This window comes from Microlunatus endophyticus, assembly GCF_014646195.1.
In the GTDB taxonomy this organism is placed as follows: Bacteria; Actinomycetota; Actinomycetes; order Propionibacteriales; family Propionibacteriaceae; genus Microlunatus; species Microlunatus endophyticus.
In genome coordinates this window covers 1-14,597 of record NZ_BMMZ01000006.1, presented here as the reverse complement: position 1 = coordinate 14,597, position 14,597 = coordinate 1, and the positions used below count along the sequence as shown (strand labels likewise).

Annotated in this window: 11 protein-coding genes; 10 read left to right on the top strand and 1 reads right to left on the bottom strand. The window is 69.0% G+C overall.

Features of this window, described 5'->3' with window-relative positions; translation table 11 throughout:
- Positions 1–12: 12 nt before the first annotated feature.
- Genes IEY07_RS12860 through IEY07_RS12850 form a run of 3 tightly spaced genes read left to right on the top strand, consistent with a single transcriptional unit; the run spans position 13 to position 987 of the window.
- Positions 13–267, top strand: a complete 255-nt coding sequence (locus tag IEY07_RS12860; RefSeq protein WP_188895796.1) for a type II toxin-antitoxin system VapB family antitoxin — start codon at positions 13–15, stop codon at positions 265–267.
- Position 268: 1 nt separating this feature from the next.
- Complete coding sequence (locus IEY07_RS12855) at positions 269–667, top strand: type II toxin-antitoxin system VapC family toxin (RefSeq protein ID WP_229670053.1); 399 nt, start codon at positions 269–271, stop codon at positions 665–667.
- 47 nt (positions 668–714) lie between these two features.
- Entirely contained in the window at positions 715–987 is a 273-nt protein-coding gene (locus IEY07_RS12850) for a hypothetical protein (protein ID WP_188895795.1), read from the top strand.
- 60 nt (positions 988–1,047) lie between these two features.
- On the opposite strand, the gene IEY07_RS12845 is transcribed toward IEY07_RS12850, so the two are convergent.
- Positions 1,048–1,971 (bottom strand): phosphotransferase family protein, encoded by a 924-nt coding sequence (locus IEY07_RS12845; RefSeq protein ID WP_188895794.1) that lies wholly within the window; start codon positions 1,969–1,971, stop codon positions 1,048–1,050.
- A 685-nt stretch (positions 1,972–2,656) separates the two neighbouring features.
- On the opposite strand from IEY07_RS12845, the gene IEY07_RS12840 reads away from it, so the two are divergent.
- The 7 genes from IEY07_RS12840 to IEY07_RS12810 all read left to right on the top strand — a co-directional run bounded on the left by IEY07_RS12840 (position 2,657) and on the right by IEY07_RS12810 (position 14,523).
- On the top strand, positions 2,657–2,890 hold the full coding sequence (locus IEY07_RS12840) for a type II toxin-antitoxin system ParD family antitoxin (protein WP_188895793.1): 234 nt from the start codon (positions 2,657–2,659) through the stop codon (positions 2,888–2,890).
- Positions 2,887–3,177 (top strand): type II toxin-antitoxin system RelE/ParE family toxin, encoded by a 291-nt coding sequence (locus IEY07_RS12835; protein WP_188895792.1) that lies wholly within the window; start codon positions 2,887–2,889, stop codon positions 3,175–3,177. The genes IEY07_RS12840 and IEY07_RS12835 overlap by 4 nt, the downstream gene beginning before the upstream one ends.
- A gap of 392 nt (positions 3,178–3,569) precedes the next feature.
- Positions 3,570–6,848 (top strand): ATP-dependent helicase, encoded by a 3,279-nt coding sequence (locus IEY07_RS12830; protein ID WP_188895791.1) that lies wholly within the window; start codon positions 3,570–3,572, stop codon positions 6,846–6,848.
- Positions 6,845–10,195: an ATP-dependent helicase gene (locus IEY07_RS12825; RefSeq protein WP_229670052.1), complete on the top strand. Its 3,351-nt coding sequence runs from the start codon at positions 6,845–6,847 to the stop codon at positions 10,193–10,195. The genes IEY07_RS12830 and IEY07_RS12825 overlap by 4 nt, the downstream gene beginning before the upstream one ends.
- A 19-nt stretch (positions 10,196–10,214) precedes the next feature.
- Positions 10,215–12,914, top strand: a complete 2,700-nt coding sequence (locus tag IEY07_RS12820) for a DEAD/DEAH box helicase family protein (protein ID WP_229670051.1) — start codon at positions 10,215–10,217, stop codon at positions 12,912–12,914.
- Positions 12,915–12,963: 49 nt separating this feature from the next.
- Positions 12,964–13,698, top strand: coding sequence for a class I SAM-dependent methyltransferase (locus tag IEY07_RS12815; RefSeq protein ID WP_188895790.1), 735 nt, complete (start codon positions 12,964–12,966; stop codon positions 13,696–13,698).
- Positions 13,699–13,776: 78 nt separating this feature from the next.
- Entirely contained in the window at positions 13,777–14,523 is a 747-nt protein-coding gene (locus IEY07_RS12810; RefSeq protein ID WP_188895789.1) for an SDR family oxidoreductase, read from the top strand.
- Positions 14,524–14,597: the final 74 nt, after the last annotated feature.

Genomic DNA, 14,597 nt, shown 5'->3' with positions numbered 1-14,597 from the left:
TACGGTGGAATCGTGGCTCTCAACATCAAGGATGCCGAGACTGATCGGCTGGCCCGCGAGTTGGCGCAGGCGACCGGGGAGAGCATCACCGTCGCCGCCCGAGTTGCTCTTGCGGAGCGGCTTGCGCGCGTTCGCGCGCGAAGCAACACCGCTGCCCAGGCCGCAGAACTGGACGCAATCGTCCAGCGCGGCAGGGCACGCCCCATGCTCGACCAGCGTTCTGCCGAAGACATCCTTGGATACGACCGGCACGGGATACCCGTCTGAGATGACGATCACGCTCGACACCTCCGCGCTGGTGGCCGTCATCCTCGGTGAATCCGATGCAGAGAGGTTCACTACCGCGATGCTTGGAAATGCCGGTGACTGTCTGATCAGTGCAGCCACCTTGGTCGAGGCGGCCATCGTGGTCGAGGCCAGGCAGGGAAACGGCGCTGCTCAGGACCTTCGGCTGCTGATCGAACAGATCGGTGCCGAGGTCGTGCCTGTTGACGGGGAGACGGCTTTGGTCGCCGTTGCTGCCTGGCAGCGATTCGGCAAGGGCCGTCATCCCGCGGCGTTGAACTTCGGTGACTGTTTCTCCTACGCCCTGGCCAAGATCTCCGGCGCACCGCTGCTCTTCAAGGGCAGCGACTTCGCGCAGACAGACATCACGCAGGTCAGCTGACTTGCACACGGCGCGGGTAACGGTCCGGGAACCAGCATGCAACGGCAGTGCCATACCTTCGCCCGATCGGACCCTGGGCCCGTGGTGTCGACCGGGGCAACTACCCGGTGCTGGGATTCACCGATTCCGACGGTGATACCCAGGACTACTTCCCTTGTGTGGTTGCCGACACCGGCGTCGAACTTGCGTACGGCTTCGCTGCCGCCGTCGACGCCAGCGGGATCATCTCCGCCCGGATCAGCGATCTGGAGACCGGCTACAGCCGGGAGCACGGCCTGACCTCACGGCTGCCAGCTCACGAGACGCCAGCAGCCGGCTGATCGATCCAGCTGGTGCGCCGACCGTATCGGTGTTCACGCCGTTCCGACCGTCAGCCGGCCTCAGAGCTTCGCGGCCGCCGCGGCGACGAACTCGTCCAGTGCCGGGTCCGGCTTGTCGTCATCCCCGGTCCAGGAGATGACGTCGGTCAGATCCCAGAAGGGGTGGTACTCGGTTGTCCCGGACACCGACATCCAAATGCTCAGGAAGCGATCTGCGACCTGCTGACCGAAATGACCGACCAGGTTTGCCCGGCAGTGAGCGACGTCGGCCGCTGCGCCGCCGATGCAGGCACTGGTCCAGTCGACGATCCCGCTGATCCGTCCACCGGACCACAACACGTTGCCCGGGTGGTAGTCGCGATGGATGAAGACCTGCGGCACCTCGGGCTGGTCGCCTTCGAAGAGGGTGATCGCCCGCTCCCACGCAGCCGGGTGCTTGCTCCACCGGGGTGGCAGCCGCTGTTCCGGCGGGTAGGGGGCGAACCGGCGCAACCCTGCGGCCACCGGGACCGAGTGCACCTCCGGCAACGCTTCGGCGAGCCGCCGCAACCAGTCGTTCAGATCAGCTGGTCGCCAGTCGACCTCGCCGGGCAGCGCCGACATCACGATCGTCGGCGTACCGGTCGCGCTGCCGTCCGGGTCGGCGGCCAGCAGTCGCGGCGCCGCGATCGAACTGTCTGCCAGCAGCCGCAACACGTCGGCCTCATTCGCTGGGGTCCAGGGCTCCTCGGCGATCCAGTTCAGTACGTATCGGCGGAGGATCACCGGCAGCATCGTCCCGCCCCGACTGCGGAGCAGGACGTAATGGACCGCCGACGACGTCCCACCGGGCAGGGGCCGTACGTCGACGACCTGGGACGCGCCGACCTGGCGGCACACCCAGGCCAACGCGTCGGCAGGTGGGTCTCCGCGCAGGATGCGATGCAGCTCCGGGTCGAGCTCATACCCATGCGGGACGGGCGGGATGGATGGATTGCGTGACATGTTTTCTGGCTCCTGGAAGATGATCAAGGTCTGCTCGGCACCCACGACCGGGGTGGCTCTGTATGGGCATTGGGGACAACGGATCGGACATGTGGACTCCAGGTGGTCCACGTGCTGGCAGCAGACTCGGTGTCTGCGCAAAGCTCCGTCGTCGCCCGAGCTGTCGAACCCGGGCCGATCAAATCATCGACATCATCGGTTTCATCATCGCACGGTCATTCCGACCGACAGAGTCGGGGCGCGACGCCGCATCGCGAGCGGCAGCGGCGATCAAGGCTTGGTACCGCTCGTCGTGACTCCTCACCGAACTGCTCCTCAGACCACGCCAGAATCGAGACGATGTCGGCCCGGGCAGCCTGGGTGAGGCGATACCGTACGCTCAGCCGGCCCGCCTGGTCCGCGCTGCCTGTATGCCGAGTTGCCACCCAGACTCAACCGGACACCAGTCGCCGTCAGTTCCTCCCCGATCGCCCACGCATCCGGCACTGACCGGGCCAGCCGGTCAGATCCTGATCTTCGGTCGACACCCGTGCATAGCCGACCAGCAATTCCGTCATCAGTCAGCCCCCTGAGCAAACCCCGGCATTTCAGCCGGGGAAGCAACGCGATGTTGCTCAGCCCATCGAACCCCGACCTGTCGCCGGACCAGCGAACGATGAGTACCAATCTTTGGTACTCTCGACGCATGGCTCAGAACACCTCAGTCAGCCTCGACGACCACTTCACCGACTTCCTCTCCCGCGAAGTCGCTTCGGGGCGTTACCGCTCCTTCAGCGAGGTCGTCCGAGCAGGCCTGCGCCTGCTGGAGGACCACGAGACGCACCTCGCCAGCCTGCGCGCCGCCCTTGTCGCCGGCGAAACAAGCGGAACGCCCGAGACCTTCGACTTTGACGCGTTCGTCGCTTCGAAGAAGCAGTGAAGACCTATCGGCTGACACCCGCCGCGCAGCATGACATGTCCGACATCTGGGACTTCACCGAAGAACACTGGGACACGAACCAGGCCGAGAAGTACACCGCCGAGATCCGCACGGCAATCGAACGCATTGCCACAGATCCCGAACGCGGACGCCCCTGCGACGACATCCGCGAGGGCTACCGCCGCTACGGGATCGAGAGCCACTTGCTGTTCTACGTCGAGACTGCCGAGACCGTCGACATTGTCCGCATCCTGCACCAACGCATGGACCCGACCAGACATCTGTAGCAGTCCGGAGAGCGGCCCCATCTGACCAGCGTCCGGAGAACCCGAGCCGCCCCCTCGGATGCCCGCACCGGATCCTGGTCCGGGCAACGTCGCTGTTTCCATTTCCGCTGATTCTGTCGCCGACGATCGAGCCGCCACGGCGTGTCGCCCCGGGGCAGACCATCCTCGGTCACAAAACCAGCGGCTCCGCAAGCCGTTGCTCTACCGGGGCGAGGATCTCGTCACTGTGCCAGCGGGAATCCACCGTGCCGGTTGACCCGCCCGGCCCTTCCGCCCGGTCGGGAACAACCTGCGGACCCGTACGGTCCTGCGACTGAGCGACCGGTGTCGCCAGCGGGACCTCTCGGTGCGCCGGTCCGACAGTTGTCAGCGGCGGATGTTCCAATAGCCCCATGAGCCTGACGCGGACCGAGCAGCAGCCGTCGGCGCCGGGCGTTGGCCGGCCCTACGCGCTCGTCCGGCGTCCCGCCGAGAGGCAGGAGATCACGCTGGATCCGGTCCAGCAGCAGGTGGTCGATCATCGCGGCGGCCCGCTGCTGGTGATCGCCGGTCCGGGCACCGGCAAGACCGCGACCCTGGTCGAGACCGCGGTCGACCGGATCCGGCGCAGCAGCGCGGAGCGGGTGCTGGCGCTCACCTTCTCGCGCCGGGCCGCGAGTGACCTGCGGGTCCGGATCGCCGCCGGGCTCGGAGGCTCGGTCAGCAGTCCCCGGGCGATGACCTTCCACGGCTTCTGCTATGCCATGATCCGCCGTTTCGCCGATTCCGAATCCGCCGGCGACAGGGTCGGCCCGCGGCTGCTGACCGGCCCCGAGCAGGAGTTCCGGGTGCGTGAGGTGCTCGAGGGCAGCCTGCAGTCCGGTCGGGTCGGCTGGCCCGAATCGGTCGGGCGGGCGTTCGGGACCCGCGGTTTCGCCGCCGAGGTGCGGGCGGTGCTGGCCAAGGCCCGGCAGTTGGGGATGGATCCGGAGGATCTGGTCGACGCCGGTCAGGCCGCCGACCGTCCGGAGTGGTCGGCGATCGGCGAGTTCTTCGACGAATATCTCGACGTGCTGGATGCCGAGGGCGTGATCGACTACGCCGAACTCACCCATCGCTGCCGGATCCTGCTCACCGACCCGGCGATCCTGGGCACGCTGCGCAGCGAGATCGACACCGTCCTGGTCGACGAGATCCAGGACACCGACCCGGCCCAACTCCGGCTGCTGCACCAACTGGCCGGGGACGGTCGGGAGGTGATCGTCTTCGGCGATCCGGACCAGTCGATCTACGCCTTCCGTGGAGCCGAGGCCCGCGGCATCCTCGACTTCCCGGACCGGTTCGGCACCGACGGCAGGCCGGCACCGGTCATCGCGCTGCCGACCAACCACCGCGGTGGGGTTGCGCTGCAGGCCGCCAGCCGGGGTCTGGCCGACCGGCTCGGCATCCAGCGGGCGCTTCCGGCGACGGTCCTCGACGGTCTCCGGCGGCCGGTCTCGGCCGACACGCTGCCGCGCGGCCGGGTAGAGGCGTACACCTGTGTGACGGCGGGGGCCGAGGCCGAGCAGATCGCCGACCTGCTGCGCCGCGCGCACCTGACCGACGGACTTGACTGGTCCGAGATGGCGGTGCTGGTGCGGCACGGACGGCAACGGATCCCGGGACTGACCCGGGCGCTGACCGCGGCCGGCGTGCCGGTCGAAGTGGCCGGCGACGAGATTCCGCTGGCCGCCGAGCTCGCCACCCGACCGCTGTTGCTGGGTCTGCGGATCGCGGCCGGCCTCGAGACCCTGCAACCCGAGGACGCCCAGGCGCTGCTGACCTCGCCGCTGGGCGGGCTGGACAGTATGGCGATCCGTCGGCTCGGCAGGATGCTCCGCAATGCTGAGCGGCAGGAGCTCGCCGGTGCCGGCCTGCCCCGGCGGTCGCCGGAGTTGATCAAGGAAGCATTGCAGGACCCGTCCCGGCTGGACGAGCTGCCGGAGGCGCCCGAGATCGACGCCGCCCGGCGGCTGGCCGTGCTGTTGCGCCAGGTCGGCGAGGAGATCGTCGGCGGCGCGACCGCCGAGGAGGCGCTCTGGTCGCTGTGGTCCGGGACGACCTGGCCGGAGCGGCTGCGGGCCGAGGCCCGGCTGGGCGGCGACACCGGCCAACGGGCCAATCGTGATCTTGACGCCGCCGTTGCGTTGTTCGATGTCGCCGGACGGTCCGAGGAGGTCTCCGGGCTGCGGGGCGTGACGGGCTTCCTGGCCGAGGTCGAGGGGCAGCAGATCCCGGCCGACACCCGCAACGAGGCCGGCGTCCGAGGCTCGTCGGTCCGGGTGCTGACCGCACACCGGGCCAAGGGGCTGCAGTGGCCGCTGGTCGTGGTCGCGTCGGTGCAGGAGGGCAGCTGGCCGGACATCCGGCGGCGCGGATCGCTGCTGGAGGCCGACCGGCTGAGCCGGCACGGGCTGGCTGATCAACAACCGCCGGCGGCGCGGATCGCCGAGGAGCGGCGGCTCTTCTACGTCGCCTGCACCCGCGCGTCGCAGCGGCTGGTGGTCACCGCGGTCGAGGGCACCGACGGCGAGAACGACCAGCCGTCCCGGTTCATCACCGAGTTGGGTGTGACGGTCCGCAGGTTGGCGGGCCGCCCGGCCCGGCCGCTGTCGCTGCCGGCATTGATCGGTGATCTTCGTCGGATCAGCGTCGATCCGCAGGCGCCGCCGCGGCTGCGGGATGCGGCCGCGGTCCGGCTGGCACGCCTGACCGATGCCGAAGATGATCATGGTCGGCCGCTGGCGCCCGCGGCCCGGCCGTCGCGCTGGTGGGGGATGCGTCCGCTCAGTGAGGCGATCAGTCCGGTCCAGCATCCGGATGCGCCGGTCCAGCTGTCGGGCAGCCAGCTGGCGCTGTTGCTGGCCTGCCCGCGGCAGTGGTTCCTGGCGCGCAAGGCGCGCGGCGAATCCGTCCGCGGCACGGCCGCCAGCTTCGGTTCGGTCGTCCACGTACTGGCCGAACACGGCGCGACGCAGGAACTTGACGAACAGACCTTGGCCCGCAACCTGGACTCGGTCTGGGACCAACTCGACTTCGACGCCAACTGGCTGTCGGCCACGGAGCGGATCGAGGCGGAGTCGGCGCTGGAGCGGTTCGCGCTCTGGCAGTCCTCGCGGACCGACCGGGAGCTGCTCGGCACCGAGGTGTCCTTCAGCACCGAGATCGATCTCGGCGACCAGCGGGTGCGGCTGACCGGGACCGCCGACCGGGTCGAACGCGACCGGCTGGGCCGGATCCGGATCGTGGACTTCAAGACCGGCAAGCGTCCACCGACCGCCGCCGACATCGCCGTCCAGGATCAACTGGGTGTCTATCAGTTGGCGGTGGCCGAGGGCGCGTTCGCCGAGGTCACCGGGGCCGGTGCCCAGACCGGGGGAGCCGAGTTGGTCTATCTCCGGCTACCCGACGGCCAGGGGCCGCTGCCGAAGGTGTTCGAGCAGGCGGCGCTGTCGGATGTGCCGTTCCCGATCGAGCCAGACGACCCGACCGACCGGGACCGCTATCCGACCTGGGTCCACCAGCGACTGACCGAGGCGGCCGGGATCGTACAGAGCGAGGCGTTCGACGCCAAGATCGGTCCGGCCTGCCGGTACTGCCCGTTCCGCGGCAGCTGCCCGGCCCAGTCTGAGGGGAAGCAGGTGGTCTCGTGACAGCCGAGGCGGCCGTGCCGGCCGGCGGTCCCCGTCGGTTCGAATCCACCGACGACCTGATCGAAGCTCTCGGCATCCCGTTCTCGCTGCAGCAGTTGACCGCGATCACCGCGCCGCTGGAGCCGGGCGTGATCATTGCCGGTGCCGGGTCGGGCAAGACCACCGTGATGGCGGCCCGGGTGGTGTGGCTGGTCGGCACCGGGCAGGTCCGTCCCGAGGAGGTGCTCGGGCTGACCTTCACCCGGAAGGCGGCCGCCGAGTTGTCGGCCCGGGTGCGGTCCGCGCTGCTCCGCGCCGCGGTGATCGACGAGCAGGGAGTCGACGAGGCCGGCGAACAGGTGATCATGACCTATGACGCATTCGCCGCCAGGCTGGTCATCGAGCACGGGCTGCGGCTGGGTGTGGAGTCGGAGAGCACCATGATCACCGGCGCGGCGCGGTTCCGGTTGGCCTCTCGGGTGGTGGAGGCCGCCGCCGGTCCCTTCGAACAGATCTCGCGGTTGCGACCGCAGACCGTCACCGAACGCGTCTTGCAACTGGATTCGGACCTGCAGCAGCATCTGGTGCCGACCTCCGCGCTGGATCGCCATGCCCGGCACTGGCGGCTGGCCTTCGAGGCCGCTCCGGTCAACAACCGCGGCGCGGTGTACGCCGAGGTCAAGCGAGCGCTGGCTGCCCTCGACGAACGGCTGGAGCTGGCCAGCCTGGTCGACGACTACCAGGCGCTCAAGCGCCGTCTCGACGTCGTCGAATTCGCCGACCAGATGGCGGTCGCGGCCAGGTTGGCGACCCAGGTGCCCGAGGTGTCGGCGCTGCTCCGCAACGAGTTCAAGGTCGTACTGCTGGACGAGTACCAGGACACCTCGGCTGCCCAGGCGATCATGCTCCGCGGGCTGTTCTCCGGGCCGGACGAGCGCACTGGACGCGGGCATCCGGTGACAGCGGTCGGCGATTCGTTCCAGGCGATCTACGGCTGGCGCGGTGCGGCGGCCAGCAACATCCTGGAATTCGCCGACCAGTTCCCGCGCACCGACGGCCGACGCAGCCGCCGCTTCGCCCTGACCGTCAACCGGCGCAGCGGCCAGACCATCCTGGACGTGGCGAACGTACTCTCCGAACCGCTGCGCGCCGACGACTCACTCACAGGCCCTGAGCTTGTCGAAGGGCAGGAGTCCGGACTCGGCATGTTGTTCGCACCGCCCGAGGCCGGTGCGGCAGAGGTCCGGGCCGCCACCTTCCAGACCTGGGGCGAGGAGGTCAGCTGGATCGCCGACCAGGTGATCGCCGCCCGCGAGAGCCGGACGGTCGACCACTGGTCGGAGATCGCCATCCTGACCCGCCGCAACGCCGATATCGGACCGCTGTATGCCGAGCTGGTCGGCCGTGACGTGCCGACCGAGATCGTCGGCCTCGGCGGACTGCTCGGGCTGCCGGAGGTGATGGATGTGGTCAGCACACTGCGGCTGGTCGACGATGTCACCGCAAACCCGGAGCTGATCAGGTTGCTGAGCGGACCGCGCTGGAGCGTCGGCCCCGGTGATCTTGCCCAGCTCGGCCGCCGCGCCCGGGAGCTGGCCCAGGTCGATGATCACGGTCGCGCTCTTGATCATGACGATGACGACGAGGACGGCGATCACGGTGTCGGCGGCCTGCTCGGCTCGCTGGAGGAGGCGGTCGCCGATATCGACCCCACCGAGGTGATCAGTCTGCTGGACGCGGTGGAGGATCCGGGCGAGGGCTTCAGCGAGGAGACCCGGAACCGGTTCACCCACTTCGCCGGCGAGCTCGGCTACCTGCGGGCCCACTGCGACGAGCCGCTGCTCGACCTGTGCCGCCGGGTGGTCGGCGTGCTCGGACTGGACGTCGAACTGCTGGCGACACCGGACTTCGGCCGCACCCAACGACGTGATCAACTCGGCGCGTTCCTGGACGCGGTCGCCGACTACGCCGATGTCGACGGGCGGGCGTCGCTGTCCGGTCTGTTGTCCTATCTGCGTGCCGAATCCGAGCACGGTGTCGGGCTCGAACAGGCCGTACCGACCGACCGGGAATCGGTGAAGCTGCTCACCATGCACAAGGCCAAGGGACTCGAGTGGGACATGGTCTTCCTGCCGGCCCTGATGCAGGGCACCTTCCCCAGTGATCGGGTCACCGACAACTGGGTGACCGCAGCCGGCGTGCTGCCGGCCGACCTGCGCGGCGATCGGGCGTCGATCCCACAACTGTCGGAGGCGGCCAACCCGGCGATCACCGACTACAAACAGCGGCTGAAGGACCAGCAGATCCTGGCCGAGGACCGGCTGGCCTATGTGGCCGCGACCCGCGCCCGCAGGGTGCTGGTCGGCAGCGGCCACAACTGGCGCCCCGAGCTGGTCAAACCACGCAAGCCGTCCCGCTACCTCCAGGTGATTATCGCCGAGGCCGTACGCCAGGACCGGGTCGGCGCGCAGGCGCCGCCGCCCGGCGACGCCAACCCGCACGACACCCAGGCGCCACCGGTGCCGTGGCCCAGGCCGCTCGATCCGGAAGCGCTCGACCGGCGCCGGCACGCCGCCGAGTTGGTGCAGGCTGCCCGCCGCCGGCAGTCCGGTGCGGGCAGCTACGAGCCGTCGCCCGGTGCGACCGAACCTTTGCTGCTGGACGATGAGGAGACCGTTGCCGCCTGGGATTCCGATATCGATCGACTGCTGGCCGAGAGCCTGGCCGCCCGCAGGGGAGCCGGCGCGGTGACCCTGCCGGAATCATTGTCGGCGACGGAGTTGATCAAGCTCCGGGCCGACGAGAGCGGATTCGCGACCGACCTGGCCCGGCCGATGCCGCGACGGCCGTCCCGCCGGCAGCGGTTCGGCACCCGCTTCCACCAGTGGATCGAGCAGCGGCTCGGCAGTCGGATGCTCGGCCAGCCGTCGCTGCTGGATCCCGACGAGCTCGCCGATCGGGCCGACCTGGACGTCGACGGCGAGGCCGAATTCCGGGAGTTGTGCGAGCAGTTCGCCGCCGGGCAGTTCGGCGAGTCCAGCCCGTACGCGCTCGAGGCGCCGTTCACGTTGGTGCTCGGCGGCCGGGTGATCCGCGGCCGGATCGACGCCGTCTACCGGGTCGCCGATGACGAGTCCGGTGCCGTGCGCTATCGGATCGTCGACTGGAAGACCTCGAGAGGCGAGAGCCACGATCCGCTGCAGTTGGCGATCTACCGGGTCGCCTGGGCTGGCCTGTCCGGTGTCGATGTCGATCAGGTCGACGCGATCTTCTACTCGGTGCCCGAGGACCGGATCATCCGCCCCGACCGGTTGGCCGACCGGGATCAGCTGGAGCAGATCCTGACCGGTGTTCCCCAGGCCGACTGACCGGCGCGACTGATCCGACGTGACTGATTCGAATGGCGGCATGACGCTGCGCAAGCACCAACGGCTCGCGATGGAGGCACTCGACCGGGCCTGGTCCGAAGGCCGCCGCCGCGCCTGGGTGGTGTTGCCTCCGGGTGCCGGAAAGACCTTGCTGGGTGTGGAGACAGCGCACCTGCTCGGGCTGCCCACGGTGGTGCTCAGCCCGAACACGGCGATCCAGAACCAGTGGGTCGACGCGTCGGCGCAGGCCGGTCTCGAGGCCGGCGACGATCGCGACCTGGCCACGGCGTTGAGCTCGTTGACCTACCAGTCGTTGGCCGTGTTCGATGCGGCGGCCGAGGACGATGCACCGTTGATCGAGCAGCTGCATGACAACGGCAAGGAGCTCGTACGGCGGTTGCAGCACGCTGGTCCGCTGCTGCTGGTGCTCGACGAGTGTCACCACCTGCTGGAGGTCTGGGGCAGACTGCTGGCCGAGTTGTTGGCCATGCTGCCGCAGGCGCGCGTCCTCGGACTGACCGCGACCCCGCCCGCGGCGATGACCGCCGGTGAAGCGGAGCTGGTCGAGGAGCTGTTCGGCGCGGTGGTCTTCGAGGCATCGATTCCCGCAGTGGTCCGGGAGGGCGACCTGGCGCCGTTCGCGGAGCTGGTCTGGCTCACCGAACCGACGGCGGCAGAGTCGACATGGTTGGCCGAGAGCGCGGAGCGGTTCACCGAACTCGTCACCCAGCTGACGGATCCGGCGTTCGGCACGACACCGTTCCTGGTGTGGCTGGACCGGCGATTCGTGACCCGCTCGGGCGGGTCGTCGTGGGATGGATTGATGCGATCGGAGCCGGAGCTCGCAGACGCCGCCCTTCGCCTCCATCACGCCGGGCTGCTGGCGATGCCCGAGGGAGCGGTGCTGGTCGAACAACACCGGCGGGACCCGACCTCACAGGACTGGGTGCTGCTGATCGACGACTGGGTGACCGGATGTCTGCGCAGGGCAGCCGGGAATGATCATGTCCTCGGTGCGATCCGCGCCGCGCTCCCGTCGGTCGGCCAGGTCCTGACCCGCAACGGCATCCGGGCCGGCCGCTCACCGGTCGACCGGGTGCTGGCGCGGTCGGAGTCGAAGACCGTCGCCACCGCGGCGATCGTCGCCCAGGAGCGACTGGCCCTCGGCGAGCGGTTACGCCTGCTGGTGCTCACCGATCATGAGCGGGCCAGCGCGACCCTGCCCGCAGATCTCGACGGCGTACTCGACGAGCAGTCCGGGTCCGCCTACGCGGTGCTGGAAGCCCTGCTCACAGATAACGATCTCGAGGCTGATGACGCGCTGCTGGTCACCGCCTCGACGATCGCCGGCTCACGCGACACGCTCACCCGGCTCGCGCAGACGGTTCCGGACGTGGAGCTGAAGATCGACGACGGGCCCGGCTTCTGTCTCCTGACCGGACCGTGGAGCAGTCGCGCCTGGGTGCCGCACGTGACCCGCTTCTTCGAGGCCGGCGGCTGTCATGTGCTGGTCGGCACCAGGGGCCTGCTCGGCGAGGGCTGGGACGCGCAACGGGTGACCGGCGTCGTCGACCTGACCGCTGCCACGACCCCGACGGCGGTCGTGCAGACCCGCGGGCGGGCACTGCGGATCGATCCGGCCGCACCGGACAAGGTCGCCCTGAACTGGACGGTCGTCTGCGTCGCCGAGGGCCACCCGCGCGGCGACAACGACTGGCAACGGCTGGTGCGCAAACACACCGGGTTCTTCGGTGTCGACGAGTCAGGTGTCGTCGTCGACGGGGTTGCCCACATCGACCCGGCGTTCTCTCCGTATGCGCCACCATCCCGTGCCGACTTCGACACGATCAACGCCCGGATGGCCGTACGGGCCGACAACCGCGAAGAGGTCCGCGAGCGGTGGCGCGTCGGGCAGCCGTACGACGATGTGGCCGGCCGGACCGTCCGCGTACGGCCCGGTCCGGGGCAACGTCTCGGCACCGCCAACGCGGCTGCCGAGGTCGTCATCCGGGAATCCGCGATCGAGATCCGGCACCCCACCCCGGCGCCGTGGTTCGCCCGGATGGTGGTGCCGAGCCTGGTTGTGCTGGTCATCGGCGTGCTGGCCGGCGTCCTGACCCACGGGTGGTCGTTGTTCGCCCTGATCGCGCTGCCGCTCGCGTACGCCGCCCGGGTCCGGGCGCAGGGTGCGGAGGGCCGCAGGGTGGTCGCCGCAGCGACTGAGCAACCGTCGGTCGCCCGGATCGCGTCGGCTCTCGCCGATGCGCTCCATGAGGCTGGGCTCGTCCGGCGGGCAGCAGACGCTCTGGTCGTGTCGATGGAGTCCGACGGGGAGTACCGGGCCCGGCTGGACGGTGTGACCGAAAGCGAATCGGAGCTTTTCGCAAGGGCGCTGGAGGAGTTGCTGGCCCCGATCGCGGAGCCTCGCTACGTCCTGCCGCGTTGGGTGGTGACCACCCGGGAGCGAACGTGGCGGGAGCTGGCCCGGATCGGGGCCGGCAAGTCGATCGTGCCCGACGGCGTGGTGTGGCACTCCGTGCCGTCGGTGCTCGGCACCAACGCGGCCCGGGCTCGGCTCTTCGCCCAGGCCTGGGACCATTGGATCGGCGGCGGGGACGCGATCTACACCGGCAGTCCCGAGGGTGCCGGTGTGCTCGCTGCCCAGCGGGGGAGCGACCCGTTCGATGTCAGCACGGTGATCCGGCGCGAGTGGCGATAGGTTGAGGGCTCATCCCGCCAGCTGACTCTGAATGCAGAGGTGTGTCCGCATGTCCAAGATCAGTAACGCCGAGGCGATCGCCGCGTGGTCGACGATGCCGGCCGATGTGGTCAGCGCCTATGACGATCAGGGTGACTATCCCAAGCGCCACCTGATGAACGCGAACCTGCTCCGGATGCTCGGTGCCCTCGACGGTCGGAGGGTTCTCGATGCCGGCAGCGGCGAAGGCTATTTCAGCAGGCTGCTGGCTGATCGCGGAGCCGACGTGGTCGCGGTGGAGCCGGCGGACGCGCTGCGGGCGAGAGCCCGGGAGATCGAACGGGACCGCGGTCAGGGCATCACGTTCGTGCAGGCCGACCTGGCGGAGCTGCCCGATCTCGGCAGACCGTTCGACGCCGTGGTCTGCAGCATGGTGCTGCTGGCCGTACCCGACTGGAAGGCGGCGATGGCGGCGTGCGTCGCGGCACTGAAGCCGGGTGGTCGATTCGTCTTCTCGCTCACTCATCCGGCGTTCGAGGACCTCTTCGGGATCTGGAGCAAGTACGGGCACTACCGGCTCGACCGGTATCTGGATGACTATGAGATGCCTGGGGACTATGCGCCCGATTTTCACCGCCCGCTGTCGGCCTACCTCAACCAGATCATCTCCCTGGGCTGTCGGATCACGGAGGTGTGCGAGCCGGGACTCGATCCGCAGGTCGCCGCGGACAGCGGTGTCGAAGGCACCGAGTCCTACGTCGCACTGCCGAACTTCGTGATCATCAGTGCCGAAACCGACGGCTGAGGCTCACCGGCCGGACGATCTTGCCCTGATCGCAAAACCGGTGGGTGACGTCGGCGGTTTGAGCTACGGTTCCGGTTCATGTCGGCAGTCCAAGGCCCAGGTCGTCCGCTCGCACTGATCACTGGTGTGGGACGGGCACGCAGCATCGGCACCGGGATAGCGCGTCGGCTCGCGCCGACCCATGACCTGGTGCTGGTCCACTCCAGCGCGTACGACAACCGGGTGCACGGCGAGTCCGGCCAGACCGACGCGATCCGTGCGGAGTTGGAGTCCGCGGGATCGGCGGTGACGCTGGTCGAGGCCGATCTCGCCGAGCCGGATTCGATCGATGATGTGTTAGCGGCGTTGCGGCGGCCGGCCTCGGTGCTGGTGCTGTCCCACACGGAGAGCGTCGACTCGTCGATCATGGACACCACTATCGAGAGCTTCGACCGCCACTATGCGGTCAATGTCCGCGCGAACTGGCTGTTGATCAAGGGATTCGCCCAGCAGGCTCCGGGCTGGGGAAGGATCATCGCGCTCACCAGTGATCATTACGTGCACAATCTTCCGTACGGCGTCACCAAGGGTGCTCTCGACCGCCTGGTCCTGGCCTGCACCCGTGAGCTGGCAGATCGCAACATCACCGCGAACGTGCTCAACCCCGGGCCGGTCGACACCGGCTGGATGACCGATGAGGTACGCGCCGCCGGTCTGGCCCAGCAGCCGAGCCACCGGTTCGGGACACCGGACGATATCGGTGCCGTGGTGGCGTTCCTCGTCGGTGACGAGGGGTCCTGGATCAACGGCCAGTTGATCAAGGCCGACGGTGGATTCTCCGCCTGACGGCAGCTAGTGTCGCGCGTCTGAAGTTCGTTGACGGGTGGCGTGAGGCAGGATTTCGTCGGCGGGTTTGGTCC

What these genes read in the sequence shown, in the direction of transcription:
- IEY07_RS12845 (WP_188895794.1), bottom strand. Translation starts at nt 1,971, where the DNA reads ATGTCACGCAATCCATCCATCCCGCCCGTCCCGCATGGGTATGAGCTC.
- IEY07_RS12855 (WP_229670053.1), top strand. Translation starts at nt 269, where the DNA reads ATGACGATCACGCTCGACACCTCCGCGCTGGTGGCCGTCATCCTCGGT.
- IEY07_RS12815 (WP_188895790.1), top strand. Translation starts at nt 12,964, where the DNA reads ATGTCCAAGATCAGTAACGCCGAGGCGATCGCCGCGTGGTCGACGATG.
- IEY07_RS12840 (WP_188895793.1), top strand. Translation starts at nt 2,657, where the DNA reads ATGGCTCAGAACACCTCAGTCAGCCTCGACGACCACTTCACCGACTTC.
- IEY07_RS12810 (WP_188895789.1), top strand. Translation starts at nt 13,777, where the DNA reads ATGTCGGCAGTCCAAGGCCCAGGTCGTCCGCTCGCACTGATCACTGGT.
- IEY07_RS12830 (WP_188895791.1), top strand. Translation starts at nt 3,570, where the DNA reads ATGAGCCTGACGCGGACCGAGCAGCAGCCGTCGGCGCCGGGCGTTGGC.